Origin of the sequence: Streptomyces sp. NPDC085596 (assembly GCF_044541565.1) — a bacterium.
GTDB lineage: Bacteria > Actinomycetota > Actinomycetes > Streptomycetales > Streptomycetaceae > Streptomyces.
In genome coordinates, this window is record NZ_JBITTC010000012.1 from 215608 (window position 1) to 234046 (window position 18439).

The window sequence follows — 18439 nt, forward strand, 5'->3', positions numbered from 1 at the left end:
TGATGACCAGCCTCGTCGGACCCGTCGCGGCCTGCTCGGCTGCCCCGAACCGTCCGGGGCAGACGTCCGCGACACCGGCCTGCCCCTAGGACCCGCCAGTTGGCCTAGGGTCGGCTCGTGTCACAGACCGACGATCAAAACGAGATATCGGGGTTCCTCTACCAGTGGGACCGCGACCAGGCGCTCATCCAGGACCGCTGCTTCCTGTGCGGGGCCAGCCTTGCCGGAGGTCGGACCGACGAGCATGTCTTCCCGCAATGGCTGCTGCGGCGATGCGATCTCTGGAACGAGAAGATCACACTGCTCAACGGCACCCTGATGCCGTACAAGCAGATGAAGATTCCCTGCTGCAGCACCTGCAACAACGAGCACCTGTCCCGCATTGAACAAGCCGTAGGCGACGCCTTCGCCGAGGGCCCCGAAGCGGTTGCGGCCCTGGACGCCACCACCCTGTTCCTGTGGATGGGCAAGATCTACTACGGCCTCATGTTCCGGGAACTGTCGCTCCTCGCTGACCGGCGCGACCCGCAGGGCGGCTCCATCATCTCGCCCGAATTCCTGACAACCTTCCGCATGCACCACCTGCTGCTGCAGGCTGCTCGCGGCGCCGTACGCTGGCACAAAGATCAGCACCCGGCCTCCGTGTTCGTCTTCCAGACGCAGGAGCCCACCGACCCGCGCGACCGCTTCGACTACGTGGACATCATCAACTTCCCGTTCTTCGCCATCAGAGTCGGAACGACCGCAGTCGTAGCCGTGCTCCAGGACTGGGGCTCCCTCGCTCAGGCCGTGACCGTTCCAGCTCTCGAGGCAGCCCGACAACTGGTCCTTCATCCGCAGCAGTTCCGTGAGGTGGCTGCTTTGGCTGCCTACATGACCACACTGTTCAACCGCGTCCCCAAGCACCTTCTGCACGCCGGCGAGAACCACGTCGATGTCGTGACGCTGCCCCTTCAGGGCATGTCCGCCAAGTTCGTTTTCGACCCCTTCGACATGGGTGACTACGCACAGGTTCTGTCCCACGTCACGGGTCAGCCCCTTAAGGAGCTGTACGACGGAAACAACGTCGTCACCCTCCTGCGGGATAGGGACGGCCAGCCGTGGGTCGTTCCATGGCCTGCCGATCAGCGTCAGTACCCCGATATCCGGCTCATGCAGCGCTGACCTGTACAGCAACGCTCCGCAGGCCGACAGGAGCACGGCTCAAGGTTTGTCGCCTGTATCCGGCGCCCAAGGCCGCAAAACCGGTTGCCTCTAATCCGATCGTGGCCACCAGCTGTGGCGCGGCGGCGACGGGCCCGCGCCGGGGCCGGGGTAACCGTCCGGCGAGCTTCGGCGGGACGGTGCCGTTCAGCGTCCAGGCCAGCATGTGCGCGGTGTCCCGGGTGTGCGCCCACCCTGCCAGCGGGTGCGGCCCGCCCGCATCGCCGTAGCCGTTCAGGGCGGCCTCGATGATCCGGTCCGCGTCCATCGCTGCGTCCAGCCACGGGACCAGCGTCACATCCGCACCAAGCGCCGGCACTCGCCTGCGCAGCTCCAGTAGTGCCCCGGCCCGCATGTTCACCAGCGGGGGCCGCCTCGACTCCCAGCCTTAAAGCGTCTCGACATCCACGCCCAGGGCCTCCGCCAGGACATCCCTGCCGAACCGTGGTCTTCTAAACGCGAAGCTGCAGACCTCTGCCTGTAGTCGGCGCCGGGGAGATGCCGGGCGCGGCAGGACGCGGCACTTTCCCCGGCGCCCAGGTCAGCACGAAGAGATAGACGCGTGGACCAGGTGGAGCAGCTCGCGGACCAGCTCGCTGGCCAACGTAGCGGAAGCGGCGTAGAACACCGCTTGCCCGAGGCCCTGGACAAGACGATGGCGGGCACGTCGCCGCTTCGGGGCAGGGCAGTGCGTCCGGTGGGACATGACGGTCTCCGTTCAGGGGATGAGTCGGCTGCCCCCGCACCGGGTGTTCCTGGCAGGGATACGGTGCGGGGCGCAGTTTCTGCTGGCCCCAAGCCTTATTGCTGACGTGCGCTGGATGCAGCTTTCGGGGCTCGAATCTCGATGTAAGTTCGGCGCCATGAACGGGAATCGGGCTACCACGTGGGTCGAGGGAACTTCGGCGGATCTGGTGGCCGACGCTCACGCTCTGGGCGTGATGAAAGCCAGCCCCAGGATGGTGACCTCCTGGGTCGAGGACGGGATGCTCGCCAACCCTGAGCCGCGCAAGACCAGCGCGCACGGTAGCGATCCGCGAGTCTTTCCCCCGGAGCAACGTGAGTTGTTCACCCGACTTCTAGAAGCTCGAGAGCGTTCCCCGCTGGGGCGCATCCCGCAACGGTCGCTGATCCGTGTCGTGCTGTACCTGTGGTTGATCGACGACACCATCGTGCTCACCCCGCAGGCGCGCCGAGCCTGGCGTACCCACGCGCGCGCCACCGGCCAGACGGCCGCCGTCCGGCGCCGTGAGAACGTCCGCGCCATCGTTGAGCATCTCGCCCACCCCTCAGCCACCTTCAAGCAACGGCGCGCCGCCCAGCTCGTCCTTGAGGAAGGCGAGCGGACCGGGCGGATCGACCTCAACAGACTGACCGCGGCCCTCACGGAGCTGTACTCACCCTGGCCAGTCCAGCCGGGTATGCCGAGGATCGAGCGAGCCCTTCCCGGCCCGTTCGGACCCGTCCCTGTCCAGGACCACATCGCCATGTGGAAGGCCCGCCAGCAGACGATCAGCCTCCTCAAGCAGGAGCAGGTCGACGAGGCCGAGCTTGACCGGGTGCGCGCCGTCTACAGACCGATGTGGGCCGACTACCAGGCCCGTCGGCCCGCCATGGCGACCATCGGCGCCGGAGAGTTCGCGGCATACTTCGCCGAACCCGACACCATGGAGGGCCGCGCCATTGAGGCCGTCGATGCATTCGTCTCGACGCTCGCTGGCGAACTCGGGCTGATCGAAGCCGCCTCCCACGCCGCAGAGACGGCACGCCTCAGACTGGCGCGCTGACGGCTTGAGGCCGGTCACCGGACTAAGCCGACCTGCTGGACGATCCCGGGCTGCTCGCCGGCTACCGGGCCGCGATGGACGGGCAGGCCGTGCTCCTGGTGGTCGGCGACTTCGACTGCTCGGGCGAGGATATCGAGCGGGACTGGGTGGCGCGCATGGGCTGTTGGAGCTATTCCGAGCGGGTGCTGCTGACCTACGAGTTGCCCGCGACCGTGGGCAAGCACGGCGATCCTCGGTGGCCGGGCTTCACCCGCCGCTATGGCTTCGCCCCCGCCGCCCCATGCAGTGGGACGTGAAGGCTCCGGAGCCGGCCGAACTCCGGCGCCTAGTCCTCGCCGCCGTCGACCGCGCGGTCCCCGACGGCAGACCTTCACGCCACTGTCAGTGCCCGGACCTAGCATGGCGCCTGTCGAGCACCATGAGCTGGAATGAGGCCTGCATGTTCATATCCGCCGTCTACATCCGCTTCTTCCGTTCGTTCAACTACGACTACCTCCGCAAGGCAAGCGCCACCTTCCCCCCCAGCCCTGGGACGTGCTGGACGACGACGGCATGAAGTACCCGTTCGTCAAAGTGCCCCTCGAGGAGAGCGTCACCACCGTCGTCGGCGCCAACGAGTCAGGCAAGAGCCAGCTGCTGGCCGCCATCCAGCGGGCCCTAACCGGACGAGATATCCAACGAGGTGACTTCTGCCGCTACTCCCAGTTCTTCGCCGTCAACAAGTCTATGGCTTACCCCGACTTCGGCCTCCAGCTCACCAACCTCCAGCCAGCTGAACGCGCCGCGGTGTCGGACGCCTGCGGGACCGACATCGCAGAGGACTGCGACACGTTCTGGATGTTCCGCATCGGCGGACAGACGCCCGTGGTGTACCTGAGCGACGGCACCCACTGGAGCAGGCACCCCGTCGTGGACGCCGGATCGCTGGAGGGCATCCTGCCCCGCTGGTTCGAGATCGACGCCCACACCGCACTGCCCCAGAGCGTGCCCGTCGAATACCTGGCCGGCCGCAGCACCACGCTGCGCACCCGCTCCCGCACCACCCGCCGGTTCTTCGTCCGGACCATCATGGACCACGCCGAACACTTCCGCTCTCCCGAACAGCTCAACGCCATCGCACCGGACCTGGTGACCGCCTATTCCACGGTGAATGAACCCGACACCGAGCACGACAAGCAGCTCGCCCTGGCCGACCAACTCCTGCTGAAAGTCGCCAAGATCGACCAGACAGCCTTCCAGGAACTCCTCACGGCCGTCGACGACGGCAGGGAAGGCTTCGCCAACGGCATCGTCGAGAAAATGAACCAGCAGCTCGCCCAGTCCCTGAACTTCCCCCGATGGTGGAGCCAGGACAACCAGTTCCAGCTGCAGATGACACTGCGGGACCAGGATCTCGTCTTCACCATCAAGGACCGCACCGGCACCCAGTACTCCGCCAACGAGCGCAGCAGCGGCCTGAAGTACTTCCTCAGCTACTTCATCCAGTACCTGGCACACGAACCGCCCACTACCGGACAGCGCGAAGTGCTCCTGATGGACGAACCCGACGCCTACCTCTCCGGCAGCGGCCAGCAGGACCTGCTACGCATCTTCGAGGACTTCGCCCACCCAGCCGACCCCACCCGTCCCGCCTGCCAAGTTGTCTATGTGACCCACTCGCCGTTCCTCATCGACAAGAACCACAGCGAGCGCATCCGAGTCCTGGAGAAGGGTGAGGACGACGAAGGCACCCGAGTCGTCCGCAACGCCGCCCGCAACCACTACGAGCCGCTGAGGTCCGCCTTCGGCAGCTTCGTCGGCGAGACGACCTTCATCAGCAACTGCAATCTCATGCTGGAGGGAATGTCCGACCAGATCCTCCTCGCAGGCATGTCGGCACGCCTGCGCCGTCAGAAGGTCTCCGCCCTCGAACACCTCGATCTCAACACGCTCACACTCGTCCCCGCGGGCTCAGCAGGACACATTCCCTACCTCGTCTACCTCGCGCAGGGCCGCGACATCGACCGGCCGGCTGTCATCGTCCTTCTCGACGGCGACCGTGCCGGCAATGACGCACGCAAGAAGCTGAGCCGCTGCCCTCTCAGGAAACCCCTGATCGACGACGCCTTCGTGCTGCAGCTGACCGACCTCGACGCCGCGCAGGTCACCAGCCCTCGCCTTCAGGGAGTCCTGGCCATCGAGGATCTCATTCCCCTGCAGATCGGCGTCGCCGCCGTCAAACGCTACGCAGCAGCTTTTCTCACCTCGGCCGAAGCCGACAAACTCAACGCCCTGCGCACTGAGGACGTGACGTTCGACAACGACGAAGGAACGCACGAGGCGCTGGAAAACGCCGCCGTCCGCCTGCTGGACGGATTCCACCTCGACAAGGTGGGCCTGGCGCGCAGCATTCTTGAAGTCCTCACCCACGACAAAAACGTTGACGCCAAGGCCGTCCAGGCCCTGGACCGCAACTTCCGTGCCCTGTTCAGCGAGCTGGGCATCCGCCAGCGCAAGGCACTGCGCGAGATCGCCGCCGAGCGAACCACCTCCAAGATCAAGCGACTGCGGGCGTCCTTCCTCCTAGACCACCCGGTCGGCGCGACAGGCGAGCAGGCCGCTCTGCTGCTGGAAGAGATCGACGCGTCGCTGGATACCTCCGTGGACGCCGAGGACCTCAGAAGCCAACTGCGTTCGATGCGCCGCGACTTCATCCTCGATGAGGAGCCCCTCCACCCGATTCACAACTTTGCGGCCTTCCAGGACGCCCTGCAAGCGCTCGCCTACCGGCCCGTCAACGCGGCACAGGAGTGAGTGCCAAGATCTGCGGCGTGAAGGTCTGCGGCCGCAGTACGACGGCCCAGTACGAGCGCCGTGCCACTGCCGGGGTTGCCGGGCTAGGTCCTCGGCGGCGGCCCAGCAGCCGGCGTGCAGCTGCTCCACGAGCACCTCCCTGTAGTGGGTGTGGTGTGCAAAATGCGGCCCTCATGGCCTGCCCAACCTCCCGGTCGCCGTACTGCGGGGGTCGGTAGCGTGCGCCCTACCTAGAGCCGCCCCGTCCGGACGACAGCCAGCTCCCGCACAGACAGAGACTTTTCCACGTGACCTCCTACGCTTTCACCCTGTCCTTCACACAGATCCGCTGCTCACGGTGTGGTGTCGAACGCATCCGAGGACTCGACTGTCCTGACTGCGGTCGCATACCGCAGCCATGGGAGATCGACACGGACACTCTCAGGCGTCGCGAGGCGGCCACTGAGGCGCAGACACTGCTGGCCCAGCCAGGCACTGCGCTGCCCGCCAGGCCTCTCGGCGCGCCGGAGACCCTTCATGCCGGACTCTTCGAACGCCTCGCAGAGTGGATGCCCCGTTTCTTCCGCGCCGTGGCAGCGGTGGCGGACCGCCGGGAACAGAATGCAGCAGATCTTGAGACCGCGGTCAGTGACTTCATCGAACTGCGCGCCATAATCCACAACGCAGATGCACGGCGGCCAATGAAAGCGCTTGTCACTATCCTGGGTGACCTCGTCACCGAACTGACTTTCATGATCGATGCCTACCTCGCCGCGCTGCTGGCACAGACCCCGCTGGAGGCACAGAAGCACGGTGTACGAGCACAACGTCATCTCGACCGTGTCAATGAACTGGGCAGCAGGGCCAACACCTGCGCGGACACTGTCAAGATGCTCACCGCGGAGCGTGATGCCGCACAGACACATGCGGTTCTGCTGACCCGCGCACTGCACACTTTCGGGGCATCTGATCTGCTGGCCCTGGACGACGCAGCCCGCGACGAGCTGATGGCCATCACGTCCTCACGCGGGGTCGACGGCTGCGGCCTGATGTTCGCTACATGTCATGTGCTGGCCCGCAGCATGTTCGACCCCGAGCAGTTCTTCGACATTCTGCGCCGCGCCTATAAAATGTTCCGCTCCAATCCTGACGTTCTCCGCTCCCTGGCGCAGGAACCGTTCTTCGAGACCGACCTCAAGCGGGCCGTCTGCGAGCTGTTCGACAGTTCTATGGAAGCAGCCCACGCTGTAGACCACGCCGTCCACTCTCGGCAGGCCGGCCGCGCGTTGCTGGGTATCGCGGCGTCACAAGTGGAAGGGCCCGGACAGGTCATTGCCTCCGCACTCCTGCTGGCCTGCGGCCGCAAGTCGGCTGCGTACACGAACCTTCGGCACAAAAACGCCACCGAACTCATCACCGCAGCCCAGAAAGAGCCTCTCCTGCAAGGACTTCTCGGCGGGCTGGACAACGACCTTCGCAACGGACGCGCACACGCTCAGGTTCGCTACGAAGAGCAGGGCGCGGTCATCGAACTCAAGAAGATCACCCGCACGGTGGCATGGCCGGAAGTCATCGATGAGGTGTTCCAAGGCGATGAGAGCATCCACGCCTGCCAGCTCGCGTTGTTCCAGGCACTGGGCGAGCTGGGGTTCACCGGCTTCGCCGTCGACGGACTGTGGCACGTTCTGGGTCTAACCGCCGAGCAGATGGTCACCATGACCCTCGAGGCCTCGGGCTGCCGGGGAATCACCATCACGCCAGGCAAGCACTGGCAGGTGGAAGCCCGGGTGGCGTCCCCCCTCGCGCTGTCCCTCCAGATAGCCCTCATCCGGCCTTACCTGCCAGAGCGGACCGCCAAGCTCACCTTCACGGCGCACCAAGACGACGGTGTACACACCCTGGCAGGCCCCCTTGCCCCGTGGCTGCAGTACGCGCAAGCGCCCCAGGACAGTGAGGAAAAGTCGATGGCCTACCTGCGGGCCCAACTCTCCTGGACCTACGACAACGCTCCCGTGCTCTCCACTGATCTGGTGCGCCGGTGGGTCGCCCGGCAAGCCGAGGAGACCATGGAACAGATACCCGCAGTAGCGATCGGCCGCCTGCGCAACTTCCGGGACCTGGCAGCGTCCGCCGGAGACGACGCTCTGGTACAGGTGCTCACAGGAGTCATCCGGTACAAGCGGCTGGGGAAAGCCGGCAACGCGGAGGCGGAACTCTCCCAGATGCAGGCCTGGTGCCATGTACCGGCCGTATTCCCGGCGTGGTGCTAGTCCCCCTCGAAACCGACGTGAGGTGCGCTGGCGTACTTGCTTGTTTTTATAGTTTATGCGCTTTGCGTTGGTTACGCTCGGTGATGGCTTCGAGGTGCCTGGTCGTCTTGCCCACTTCGTAACGCGTGGCGGGCCGCCGGTTCTTGGAGCGTCCGGGGCCGGTTGTTGACGGTTTGGGTGCACGGGCTGGGATGGAGGCGGATGTTTCTGAACTCTCGGCGGACGCGGGCCAGGGTGAGCCGGGCGGGCTCGGCCGACTTCTCCCAGAGGCGGCGGAGATCGGCCGCGGCCTCCCGGGTGAGACCAAGGACCAGAGGCAGGGCCACGAGCTGGCGGCGCTGATCGGACCGCTGTCGTGGTCGGCGACCAGCCGTACCGGCCGCTGCTGCTCGTCTTCAACCGCATCGGCCCGCGCAACCCCAACACCGTCATCGCTCGGTGGCCGAGCTCACCGAACGGCACCTGGTACGAGGGCGGCTTCCACATGTACGACGGCAAGCTGCCCATCGTGGTCACCAGCATGAAGTACATGAAGGAGCGCGGCCCGGCCGGAGCGGTCTTCCGGCCCTTCGGCCGGCTGCCCAACCAAACGCTCCTCGAGGCGATCGGCGCCCCGCGCCGCGAAGCCCACGACGGCCGCAAGCAGGCCGAGTTTCCCGCCCGCGAGCGGGAGAACCAGGAGGAGCTGCGCCGCATCGCCGCACAGCATAAGGCCGAGCGGCAGGCCAGCTGTCCGGTGTGCGCCGGCTGCGGCACCCGGTTCACCGACGAACGCTGGAAGGCCATTGAGCCCACCGGGTGGGACGGGCCCGCGGGAGACCCACCCGCACCTGTGCGATGACTGCAAGCAGCGCGCCATCACAGCCGAGCGTCAAGCCGAGCAGGCCGGGCCCGAGCACCAGGAGCACGGCCAGGCCGTGCCCGAGCAGAAGCCCGGCGGCACCTGGCTCTCCCGCTTCCATAGCTGACGCTGGGCCTGGCGGCGTTCCTTCCGGGTAGCGGGGGTGCGGTGCGCCTCACATAGTGGCGATCTCACCACCGACGAACGGAGGCGGCTGCTACTTTCAGAGGTAGGGCGGCCACGTCAGCCGAATCTCGCTCGCGTGGCTAGCCGGGAATGTCTACCGACCGCTGGAAGGAGCGGTGGGCGAGAGCGAAGGACCCAAGAACGACGGGCTCTCTATGTAGTTGCCCTTGGGATGAAGCCGCACTTGTGGGTGCGGCCGGGGTCATGTCCCCGAATCCGACAGCTCACTTCGCAGGCCATCAGAGCGGCCGAAAGGCCATGTGATCGCTGTTCGTCAGCGGTCCGTCTGATGTTGCTGCCTTGCTGACGGACCGCGGATTCGTGAAGGGACTGCCCGATGACCCGTCGGGATCTGAAGCTGTGGGTTGCGATCTCCATGCTCGCATCCACTTTGGTTGGCTCGTTCGCCTGGTCCATCGCCAGAGAATGTGATGCAACCATCCTCGAAAGTTTGGCCACTGGCGGCGGCGCAACGGCCGCTGTCATGACCATCTGGGTGGGTCTGATCGCTCTCTTTCAACGTCTTTAGTAGGACTACAACCTCGCTCATCGGTCTAAGCGGGGTCAGGGGCCGTGCACGAGGCGATGCGCTCGCGGGCGGCCCCTGACCGACGAGGGCGACACCGGCGTCGCGCTGGCCACCGAGCTCGGGCAGTTCGGCGCTGGCGGCCGGGCTCTGTACGACTCGCGCGCCGGCGACCCGGCCCAGTGGTCGGCGAACAGTGCCTCCAGTGCCGCGCGCCGCTGCTCGTACGGCCAGCCGGTCAGGTCGGTGTCGCCTTCCTGCTGGCGCAGTGCCTCGATCGCCTGCTGCCGGGTGACCGGACGACATCGGCCGCTCTTGGCGGCTGCCCAGCACTCACTGGTGTGCACGGCGTCAACGTTCGTTCGGTTGAGCCCCTGCTCGAGGAGCCACTCAGGCGGAGGTGGCCGCATCTCCCTGCCCCGGCGTCGTTCAGCTTCGCGGCGCTCTTCCACTGCGGTCAAGCCATCAATCTGGGCGAGGGCCGCCGTCGCCTGCTCACCACGCGCCGGGCGAAGCGGAGCAGCTATAGCCGCGACGGTTCATCGTTCGCACGTTCGATTTTATGTCCGCCGGACTCGTGTAGGCGGTGCTGCCGGGCGGGACTGCCTTGTGCCACTGAAGACTGGCAGCGCGCCATCGAACCTTGACGGACGCCAGTCTGTGTCGTCGAAGGTCGACTACGCATGGTACCGATCACCAATTGTGACCGTGCCGGCTTCGCGAGTCTCGAAATTCCTGCGACAGAGTCGCGCCCGGTCAGCCACGCTTGATCAGTGGCGCCATTTCTCTACGACCGGATGGTCACCGATCACGAGTATGTACAGCGAGTCAGGCAGCAGCGCCCCAGTGCCCTGCTGCTGGTCGTCGCCGCGGCGTCAGCGCGCTGGCACAGTGACACATGGTGGAACAGCCCGTACCGCAAGTACACGCCATGGGCTCTCGCCGATGTGGCTCGCACCAGCCTCTCCTACGGGAATGAACACCGCGGCGACGGAAGCTGCACAGAGCACGATCTAGTGAGCATGGTTGCCGCATACGCAGCGTTGACCGACCCCATGGTTCGGGACAAAGACAGCGCCGAGTCTGTCGCCAGCTGGCTGCTGCGCGTCTCAGGTGAACAGTTCACCTACCAGGAGTCCGGCTTCAACGACCTCGCCCGCTCAGCCGCATGTTCAGCCAGACCACTCCCGCCCGCACCCCCACATGCCTTGTCGACGGGTGGGACGAACAACTCCTCGGCTGCTCGTTGTCTGACTATGTCGGCGTCACCCAGCTCCTGCAGGTGTCGGCGCTACGAAACGAAGGCCGCTTCGACCCCGCATGGCTGAGTCAGCCCCAGATGGAGAAGATCTGCTCCGTCATTCCCGAACGCACCATTCGGGACGTTACCGAGCGTCACTTTGTCAGCGATCAGGAGGCATTCAAGACCGAGGACGAGGAACGCCGGCTGAGCCGAGACCCCCAACTCTGCCGATTCGAGTACAACCCCCTGCGAGGACGCCCCTTCTTGTCCGGCTTCGGCACGGGTTACCTCGCCCCCTCATCCCACCTGATCACTCCCAAAGGGAGCCCGCTCGGCCTGTATTACCTGGGCATAGCGCACTTCGGCAACGAATTCGCCAGGGAACTTGGGGATCTCTTCGAGCAGTACGTAGGACGCCAGCTGCGCCAACTTCCCGACGCGGAAGTACATGCCGAGATCGTTTACCGGGACGAGCGACGCAGCGTCGACTGGATCGTCCTCTTCGACGACCTGGTCCTGCTTGTCGAAGTGAAGTCCACGCGCCCGACCCAACAGCTACGTCTCGGCGTGCTGGACAGCACCAGCGCCGCCCTGCGCCAGATCAAGCACGCCTACCGACAGCTGGAGACCACCGCAGCGCTGATCACCGACAGAAATCCGAGCTTCCGGCACATCCCCGCAGACCGTCCGATACATGGTCTGGTCGTGACGATGGAACCTTTCCACACCGCCAACGCGTCATTTCAGAAGGAAGCGCGACCGAACACGGACATACCTGTCACCGTCTGCAGTGCCACAGAAGTCGAGCACCTCGTCACGCTGAGGGACACCTCGGCAAGCCAGGTTCTCCTCGAGCGACACGGAGACCCCCTGACGTCGACGTACTCCCTCACCACTTCTTTCGTTGGCAGGAGCGTCGGCCGAAACGCGATTTTGGATGCGGGCTGGGACAGCTACCCGTGGAAGCGGCATGCTGATCTTGAGGGCCAGGCCACTGCGGAGGGGTGAGCGAAAGCCCGGCTGCTTGGCGGTAAATGCACTCGCCCTGGCTCTTACCCGGCCTCTTCAACTACGTCCAGTGCATCCGATCGCGGACAGCCGCGCCACCCGTTCCGTCGACAGTGTTACGGCCCCGCTGCGCTGGTCGGTCCCCGATCCTCGTGTTGCTGGGCTGCCACGAGATCCGCGTTGTCAGTCCCGCGTCGTACAGTCCGTTTATGAATTGGGGAGATGCACCTGCGTGGGCGGCGTTCTTTGTGTCGGTGGGGGCTCTCGGCGTTAGCATCAAGGCACGAAGTGACGGGAAGCGCTCGGCTGATGCCGCGGAAATATCCGCCGCAGTGGCTGAGGACACCCTGGTCCATCAGCGCCAGATGGATGCCGAACGCCGTGCCGCAGAGGACGAGGCCAATCGGCCTCGGGTCATGCTGAGCTGCGAGCATGCCCACAAAGCCAAGTGGCAGTTGATCAATCACGGCATGGCGACCGCGACGAACGTGCGGATCACGGAAGCGGTTGGCGCCATGCACCGTCCCTGGCCTGAGAACCTGACACTGGCTCCCGGCGAGGTATATGACTTCCTGATGGTCGGGTCCATGCAGGAGCCGCTGCCCTCTGTGATCCGCGTTGTGTGGGACGGTCAAGAGGATCCGGTGCCTCTTCGCGTGCCGCCGCGCATCGGCTAACTGACCGCCGTACGCCTATGTCCAGCGCATTCCGATCTCGGACAGCTGCTCCACCCGCTCCGGGGACAGCATCGCGGCTCGGCTGCGCTGGTTGCTGATCCATGCCCCGAGTCGGTGCTCCCGCTCCTCCTGGTCCTCGCCGACGGCGATCCGTTCGATGTGCTTCCTCGGCACCTGAAGGTGCCCCTCGCGCTCGAAGAACTGCCGGGCGGCCTGGTAGTTGAGCGCCCACTTGTCGGCCTGCGTACGGCGCGGGGTCGGCTTCTCGTCCTCGGCCGCAGGTGTGATCCCGAGGATCTGCTCGCACATCCACTGCTGCACGGTCGTCACGTTGTCCCACCCGAGCGGACCGAGCGCACCCACCGCCCGAGGTCCTCGCCCTGGTGCACGACGTCGCCGGGCTCGGTCGGCAGCGGTCGGCCGGCCTCCAGGTTGAGCCGGACGAGATGGAAGCAGCGCTGCCACTCCACGGGCCAGGCAGGGCACCACGACGGGTCGATGTCCTCCAGCTGCTCGCGCCGTGTCTCCGACAGCGCCCCGGTCGATGACTCCACGTGCAGTCCTGCGGTACGCCGCTGCGCGATCTCGGCTGCCTTGCGGGCGGCGGCCCGCTGGTTCTTCAGCCAGATGCCCACCCGGTAGCCCTGGAAGGTGGCGTCCAGCGGAGCCAGGAGATGGCCCGCCTCGGCCGCCCACCCACGCGCCGCCGCGAGACCTTCCTCCCACGCGACGTCGAAGTGCGACCACACCATGCTCAGCTTCTCCAGCTGCTCGATGCGGTCCTCATCCATGTCGCCACGGGCGTAGAACCGGCGAGCGTCGGCGATCCACTGCCCCAGCGGGAAGTTCGCGGGCGAGGCCGGCCCCCCTTCGCCCTGCACCGCTTGGTCCTCCCCGCCGGGCACCCGGTACGTGAAGGGGACCTTGAGGTCGCCGTGCAGCCGGTTGTAGATGACGGCGGCCTCGATGCCGCGCCGCCAGTGCTCGTGCTCGGCGTTGAGAACTCGCAGGTTGATGAACGCGGCCAGTTGCGCGGGGTCGCGCGGCGTGGAGAACTTCAGCAACTGGCGCGCGGGCGCCGACGGGCCGCCGGACTCTTCCCCCTTGCCTCGGCTCTCCTGGTCCCCGCTGCGGCCCTGAACGCCCCTGACACGGCTTGGCGCCTGCTGCTCGGCGAGCTGCTCCACCACGCGGGCATCGTGCGCCCTGAGCGCCTCCAGCAGCTTCGCCAGCCCGCCGTACGCCCGGGACGTGAGCATGTTGTCCGCGGTCTCGCCCGGCCCGAGCAGGACCGGCACCACGAGCGAGGCGACCTTGCCCTCGCCGGGCTGCATCCGCAGCGCGCGGCCGACGGCCTGGACGAGGTCGGGCATCGAGCCGCGCACATCCGCCCAGTACACAGAGTCGCAGTTCTTGGTGTCGACGCCCTCGCCCAGCACTTTCACTGAGCCGAGGAAGGCCTTCTCCACGATGGTGCCGTCTGTGGCGATCCCGGACGCGAACTCGCCCAGCACCCGGCGCCGGTGGCCCGGCTTGTGCTCGCCGCACAGCCAGTCCGGCCAGACCATCTTCGGGTACAGCTCGGGGTCGGCGGCGTGCAGCCGCTTGGCGACATCGGGGAGGCCGGCCGCGAACGCCTCGGCCTCCTTCACGACGTGGTGGAAGACGAGCGTGCGCCGGAAGTTCTCCTCCGAGGACGCCTTGAGCAGCGCGGTCTGGAGGGCCGCGAGCCGGGTCCCGCGGACCTGGTCCGAGCGCCTCTCCACGCCCAGGAGCTGTGCGGCCTGGAGCTTGGTGTCGGTGATGTCCAGGCACACCACTTGGTACGGTGCGCAGATCCCCCGGTCGATCGCCTCCGAGAGCGTCAGCGTGTAGCAGCGGGCACCGAACGGCCCGGCCGGGTCGTCTTCCATCGAGGCGACCAGCTCGCCCGGCGCGGCCTCGGCGTCGAGTTGCCACAGCCGCGGGGTGGCGGTCATGTAGAGGCGGCGCAGGGATGGGATGCGGGTGTTGTCGTGGACGACGGCCCACGGTTTGCCGATCCGCCCGGAAGTCCGGTGCGCTTCGTCGACGACGATCAGGTCCCACCCGGGTAGGCCGGCCTGGTGGGCGCGCTCGAGTGTGCCGAGCCCGAGTGAGGCGTAGGTGGCGAACACGGTGACTTTGTCGAAGGGGCGCACCCAGACGATGAGCTCGTCCACGTCCGTGGTGTTCGGGAAGGATGCCTCTGGTCCGCGCAGGGACGAGATTCCGATCATCGGTCCGGTACGACCGCCCTCACGCCAGGCGGCCTGGGTCTGCGCGAGCAGGTCCAGCGAGGGCACGAGGACCAGAATCCGGCCCGCTTGCAGCTCCTGTGCGCTGCGCACGGCGACGAGGGTCTTGCCGGAGCCGGTTGCCATGATCACTTGCGTCCGCAGTCCCTGTTCGGGCACGTGCCTGCCGGGAGCACGGGTCAGGGCGCGCACGACTTGGTCGGTCGCTTCCCGTTGGTGAGGGCGTGGCTGGGGGTGCGGCATGTCCTGCCTTCGGCGGTTGTGCTGGAAGGCCGGCGGGCTGTTCCGGCTTCTCCGGGCAACCGGGAGGTGACGTGGGTGCTGCTCAGACGATGTGGACTCGCTCGAGGTTGCCCTCTTCGTCGCGCAGGAGGATCTCCTTGCCGTCGGCCATCTGCTGGGCGAGGAAGGCGTAGACCTGGACGGCTCGGTTGATGACGTCGGTCTTGGACAGGCCGGTGATCCGCATGAGGGTGCCGACGGCCTGGGCTGCCGTGGCGATGAGGGTCACCGTGAAGCGTTCGTTGTCCGCCCGTACGGCGTGGAGCTGGTCCGCTTGGCGAGCCATGTCTGTCTCCCTGGGGGTGGGAAGTCGGATGCCCGCAGACACCCCTTGCCTCTCCATCATGCCACCTGCGCACCGAAAAGCCACCACTTTGGTGCTGCATTAGTGCTGTGACGTGCGTGTCACGGTCATAGATCCGCTCGGATGCGTCTGTCCGTCCCTTGCGCCTCGCGTTGTCGGCAGGTGCCGCAGGGGTAGGGCTCATGAGTGGCGAAGTGCCCTAGGAGGGTGGTGTCCCCTGAGGCTGCCGGGGGAGACGGCCCGCACGGACGCGACCGCACCCCGCTGCCTGCCGGCCGCCCCGCTGGCGCCCGATGAGAGGGGCCCGAAAGTTTCATCACCGATGTGGTGACGAGGTGGTGCGGCGACGGTCGGAGCGTGCTAGGTTCACCCCTGCGGCAACTGCCGTCTCCTGCAGCAAAGTTGATCGAAGGGGTCCTAAATGCGGCTTAATCCTCGCCGGCAGCCGGGTGGACAACGTCCAGCCCGCGGCTTCGTCTTCTACGTGACGTAGGGACGAGCAGCTGGCTGGGACTGATCGAACTCCGTCGCGCGCCGATTCGCGGTGCGCAAGTTCGGTCGCCGTCCATGAGGAGGACCCAGCCCATGAACAACAACTCCATGCAGGTCGCGAATGAAGAGCAGCCGTCGGCGCAGGCCGCGGTGCAGATCCAGACGACGCCGGTCGTCCAGGGAGAGGTGCCCACCAGCAACGCTGAGGTGGACATCATGGCAGCCAGGACCGCCCTCAAGGTGAAGATGAGCGTCCCCGGCCCCAATGCCGGGCAGGTGATCAACGTGGCGCCCCGCATCCTCGGGCTCGTCGGCTCGGTGGTCGGCGCTGCTGTGGTGCTCAACTTCGCCGCGGCTGTGGTGATGCCTTGGTACGGGCTGTGGGCGCTGGTCGTGGTGGTCGCGACCCTGCCGCTGCTCCACGTGGTGGTCGGCAATCGCCACGACAAGCAGCAGTAGTTGACCCGCACGGCATAGACGTTGAAGCGGCGCCGGACTCCCTAGAGTCCGGCGCCGCTTCGTGTGCGGTGTCAGCTTGCGTGGACCAGGGTCTGCATCACGAAGCACCGAAGGCACGCGAGAGCAGCTTTTACGCACCACGATGTACTAAGCCGAAGGGCAGGCTCCCTTCGGCTTTACTGTACCCTCAGAGAAACACAAAGAGTAGCCAAATGATTACCAAAAGTGGCAAGAGATATTTAACCAGCTGGTCGCGGCCAGCAAGTGAGACAACGCTGGCAGTGAAATCGCCGACAAGACAAGAAAAGGGGGAAGCAATGTTCGGTAGCTAAGGGCTGTCCCGTAATAGCTCGGGAGCTCGTGGCCCTGTCGTCCTGCAGGTTGGCAGCGAGGCTGTGGGAACAGTTGAATGCCCTCGTGATGGACTGGACGCAGGTGGTCGATGCACACGGGGCGGTTGGGCGAGTGCCGCTGCTCCTGGATCAGGTTGAGCGTGAAGAAGTTCCGGAGGCGCGGGAAGAGCTGTGGGACCGTCTCTGCCTCCAGGGTGAGACAATCTCCGCGGCGAGCTTCGCGGCTCTCCCGCGCTTGGCAGCTCTAGCTCCCGCGTGTGCCCAGGCACTCGAACTGGCCAGTGCCATCGTGCGTGGCACGTTGCGGCACCCCGACGGTGAAGTTCTCCTCGCGGGCTGTCCGAACGAGGTCGCTCGGTTGCGGGAACTCGTGGACAAGCGGCTTCGGACGCGTCCGGCCGACTACAACCGGCTCTTCGGTGACCTGCTTGCCCTTGCAGGGCAGTACCACTGGAGCGCCTTCTTGGGGGACTTCGCCGACGACTTCTACGCCGTGTCCTGCCCCGGCTGCGAAGCGGAGGTGACCATCGCCGTCGGCGACTACGGCTGCTACGCGGCCATTCGAGACTGGGATCAGGGCGACATCGAGCGGCGGTCGCTGCGGCCCGCCCCGGCCGAGGAGCTTCGCGACCCGGGTCGATGGATGCACGCCACAGCCGGCCGGGACGGGCAGCAGCGGCTCGCCGAGGGGATCAGGTACGTCTTTGGCCGGGCGGAGTGTCCGGCGTGCGCCAGTGTGTTCAACATCGCGGAAGCGCACACGGCCGTGAACCTTCCTCCAGCCCTTGAAACGTACTGAACAGTGGGAGGCGCCCCGGCAGCTTGCGATGATCTTGAAATGGCTGGTGTCATCACGGCTTCGGATCCCGCATGGATACTTCCGTTCAGCGGGCTGCGCCCGAGGCAATTCGGCAAGCTGATCACCGCGCTCCGGCACGAGGGCGCCGACCCGGTTCGCAGGGGCCGGCCGTGGAGCCTGCCGCTGGAGGACCGGGTGCTGCTGGTCGCCGCCTACTGGCGCACCAACCTCACCCTGCGCCAACTGGCGCCCCTGTTCGGGGTGTCCAAGTCCGCGGCCGACCGCATCATCGACCACCTCGGGCCCGCGCTCGCGCCCCAGCAGCCCAAGCGGTTCCGCACGGACACCGTCCTGATCGTGGACGGCACCCTGGTCCCTACCCGCGACCACAGCATCGCAGAGCAGTCCAAGAACTACCGATACTCAACCAACCACCAGGTCGTCATCGACGCCGACACTCGGCTCGTCGTCGCCGTCGGCCGACCGCTGCCCGGCAACCGCAACGACTGCAAGGCGTGGGAGCTGTCCGGCGCGAAGGCCGCCGTCGGCCGCACCACGGTAATCGCCGACGGCGGCTACAGGGGCACCGGCCTGGTCATCCCGCACCGCCGCGCACCCGGCCAGGCTGGCCTTCCGGCTTGGAAAGAGGAGCACAACCGCTCACACCGCAAGGTCCGCGCCCGCATCGAGCATGCCTTTGCCCGCATGAAGACGTGGAAGATCCTCCGCGACTGTCGTCTCAAAGGTGACGGCGTCCCAACACGCCATGCTCGGCATCGCCCGCCTCCACAACCTCACCCTCGCCGGGTGACCGGGGAACCACGCTGGTCAACCAGCATGCCGTAGATCATTTACGGGACAACACTTAGTGCCGCATCAGGCAACGTTCGCCGCGTTGTCGGCCCTGCCTGCCGACGGCTTCGACCGCTGGCGATAATCGACCAATGAGCACCGTCGAACG

Annotated in this window: 16 protein-coding genes, 2 pseudogenes and 1 riboswitch; of the genes and pseudogenes, 12 read left to right on the plus strand and 6 right to left on the minus strand. The window is 66.3% G+C overall.

The genetic code is table 11. The annotated features are described in order from the left end of the window. Nucleotides 1–117: 117 nt before the first annotated feature. Complete coding sequence (locus ACIGA3_RS29295) at nt 118–1164, plus strand: hypothetical protein (RefSeq protein ID WP_399721342.1); 1047 nt, start codon at nt 118–120, stop codon at nt 1162–1164. Here the strand turns inward: ACIGA3_RS29295 and ACIGA3_RS29300 are convergent. Continuing rightward, the gene (locus ACIGA3_RS29300) at nt 1151–1564 is read right to left on the minus strand and encodes a hypothetical protein (protein WP_399721343.1); all 414 of its coding nucleotides are present in this window, start codon (nt 1562–1564) and stop codon (nt 1151–1153) included. The two genes, ACIGA3_RS29295 and ACIGA3_RS29300, sit on opposite strands and share 14 nt — an antisense overlap. 343 nt (nt 1565–1907) lie before the next feature. On the opposite strand from ACIGA3_RS29300, the gene ACIGA3_RS29305 reads away from it, so the two are divergent. The 4 genes from ACIGA3_RS29305 (at nt 1908) to ACIGA3_RS29320 (ending at nt 8032) form a co-directional block, all read left to right on the plus strand. Then, nucleotides 1908–2990, plus strand: coding sequence for a hypothetical protein (locus ACIGA3_RS29305; protein WP_399721345.1), 1083 nt, complete (start codon nt 1908–1910; stop codon nt 2988–2990). Between the two features lie 74 nt (nt 2991–3064). Further along, entirely contained in the window at nt 3065–3286 is a 222-nt protein-coding gene (locus tag ACIGA3_RS29310) for a hypothetical protein (RefSeq protein WP_399721346.1), read from the plus strand. A gap of 238 nt (nt 3287–3524) precedes the next feature. Continuing rightward, nucleotides 3525–5783 carry an AAA family ATPase gene (locus ACIGA3_RS29315; RefSeq protein ID WP_399721348.1) on the plus strand — a complete coding sequence of 753 codons (2259 nt, stop codon included), beginning with the start codon at nt 3525–3527 and terminating at the stop codon, nt 5781–5783. Nucleotides 5784–6070: 287 nt separating this feature from the next. Then, entirely contained in the window at nt 6071–8032 is a 1962-nt protein-coding gene (locus ACIGA3_RS29320) for a hypothetical protein (RefSeq protein ID WP_399721350.1), read from the plus strand. A gap of 46 nt (nt 8033–8078) precedes the next feature. On the opposite strand, the pseudogene ACIGA3_RS29325 reads toward ACIGA3_RS29320, so the two are convergent. Continuing rightward, nucleotides 8079–8340: pseudogene (locus tag ACIGA3_RS29325) on the minus strand (transposase); the annotation flags it as partial. 47 nt (nt 8341–8387) lie between these two features. Between ACIGA3_RS29325 and ACIGA3_RS29330 the strand changes: the two are divergent. Together ACIGA3_RS29330 and ACIGA3_RS29335 are read left to right on the plus strand one after the other, a co-directional pair. Then, a complete protein-coding gene (locus ACIGA3_RS29330; protein ID WP_399721352.1) occupies nt 8388–8873 on the plus strand; it encodes a hypothetical protein in 486 nt (161 codons plus the stop codon). A 275-nt stretch (nt 8874–9148) separates the two neighbouring features. Further along, nucleotides 9149–9311, plus strand: a riboswitch (cyclic di-AMP (ydaO/yuaA leader). A gap of 85 nt (nt 9312–9396) precedes the next feature. Next, entirely contained in the window at nt 9397–9588 is a 192-nt protein-coding gene (locus ACIGA3_RS29335; protein WP_399721353.1) for a hypothetical protein, read from the plus strand. A gap of 35 nt (nt 9589–9623) precedes the next feature. Here the strand turns inward: ACIGA3_RS29335 and ACIGA3_RS29340 are convergent, their stop codons facing one another. Next, on the minus strand, nt 9624–9932 hold the full coding sequence (locus ACIGA3_RS29340) for a hypothetical protein (protein ID WP_399721355.1): 309 nt from the start codon (nt 9930–9932) through the stop codon (nt 9624–9626). An 821-nt stretch (nt 9933–10753) separates the two neighbouring features. On the opposite strand from ACIGA3_RS29340, the gene ACIGA3_RS29345 reads away from it, so the two are divergent. Both ACIGA3_RS29345 and ACIGA3_RS29350 read left to right on the plus strand, forming a co-directional pair. Next, nucleotides 10754–11836 (plus strand): hypothetical protein, encoded by a 1083-nt coding sequence (locus ACIGA3_RS29345; RefSeq protein WP_399721357.1) that lies wholly within the window; start codon nt 10754–10756, stop codon nt 11834–11836. A gap of 332 nt (nt 11837–12168) precedes the next feature. After that, the gene (locus tag ACIGA3_RS29350) at nt 12169–12513 is read left to right on the plus strand and encodes a hypothetical protein (RefSeq protein ID WP_399721358.1); all 345 of its coding nucleotides are present in this window, start codon (nt 12169–12171) and stop codon (nt 12511–12513) included. Between the two features lie 15 nt (nt 12514–12528). Here the strand turns inward: ACIGA3_RS29350 and ACIGA3_RS29355 are convergent, their stop codons facing one another. The 3 genes from ACIGA3_RS29355 to ACIGA3_RS29365 all read right to left on the minus strand — a co-directional run bounded on the left by ACIGA3_RS29355 (nt 12529) and on the right by ACIGA3_RS29365 (nt 15357). Then, nucleotides 12529–12843 carry a helicase associated domain-containing protein gene (locus tag ACIGA3_RS29355; protein WP_399721359.1) on the minus strand — a complete coding sequence of 105 codons (315 nt, stop codon included), beginning with the start codon at nt 12841–12843 and terminating at the stop codon, nt 12529–12531. Then, on the minus strand, nt 12840–15032 hold the full coding sequence (locus tag ACIGA3_RS29360; RefSeq protein ID WP_399721360.1) for a Helicase associated domain protein: 2193 nt from the start codon (nt 15030–15032) through the stop codon (nt 12840–12842). The genes ACIGA3_RS29355 and ACIGA3_RS29360 overlap by 4 nt, the downstream gene beginning before the upstream one ends. Before the next feature lie 82 nt (nt 15033–15114). Beyond that, nucleotides 15115–15357 (minus strand): hypothetical protein, encoded by a 243-nt coding sequence (locus tag ACIGA3_RS29365; RefSeq protein WP_399721362.1) that lies wholly within the window; start codon nt 15355–15357, stop codon nt 15115–15117. Between the two features lie 603 nt (nt 15358–15960). Here ACIGA3_RS29365 and ACIGA3_RS29370 point away from each other — a divergent pair. From ACIGA3_RS29370 to ACIGA3_RS29380, 3 genes and pseudogenes are all read left to right on the plus strand, one after another. Continuing rightward, nucleotides 15961–16326: a hypothetical protein gene (locus ACIGA3_RS29370; protein ID WP_399721364.1), complete on the plus strand. Its 366-nt coding sequence runs from the start codon at nt 15961–15963 to the stop codon at nt 16324–16326. A 417-nt stretch (nt 16327–16743) separates the two neighbouring features. Further along, nucleotides 16744–17478, plus strand: coding sequence for a hypothetical protein (locus ACIGA3_RS29375; protein ID WP_399721365.1), 735 nt, complete (start codon nt 16744–16746; stop codon nt 17476–17478). A gap of 39 nt (nt 17479–17517) precedes the next feature. Then, a pseudogene (locus tag ACIGA3_RS29380) lies at nt 17518–18289 on the plus strand (transposase). Nucleotides 18290–18439 lie beyond the last annotated feature (150 nt).

Coding starts and splice junctions, on each gene's coding strand:
- ACIGA3_RS29305 (WP_399721345.1), top strand. CDS start 1,908: ATGACGGTCTCCGTTCAGGGGATGAGTCGGCTGCCCCCGCACCGGGTG.
- ACIGA3_RS29310 (WP_399721346.1), top strand. CDS start 3,065: ATGGACGGGCAGGCCGTGCTCCTGGTGGTCGGCGACTTCGACTGCTCG.
- ACIGA3_RS29335 (WP_399721353.1), top strand. CDS start 9,397: ATGACCCGTCGGGATCTGAAGCTGTGGGTTGCGATCTCCATGCTCGCA.
- ACIGA3_RS29345 (WP_399721357.1), top strand. CDS start 10,754: ATGTTCAGCCAGACCACTCCCGCCCGCACCCCCACATGCCTTGTCGAC.
- ACIGA3_RS29360 (WP_399721360.1), bottom strand. CDS start 15,032: ATGCCGCACCCCCAGCCACGCCCTCACCAACGGGAAGCGACCGACCAA.
- ACIGA3_RS29365 (WP_399721362.1), bottom strand. CDS start 15,357: ATGGCTCGCCAAGCGGACCAGCTCCACGCCGTACGGGCGGACAACGAA.
- ACIGA3_RS29370 (WP_399721364.1), top strand. CDS start 15,961: ATGAACAACAACTCCATGCAGGTCGCGAATGAAGAGCAGCCGTCGGCG.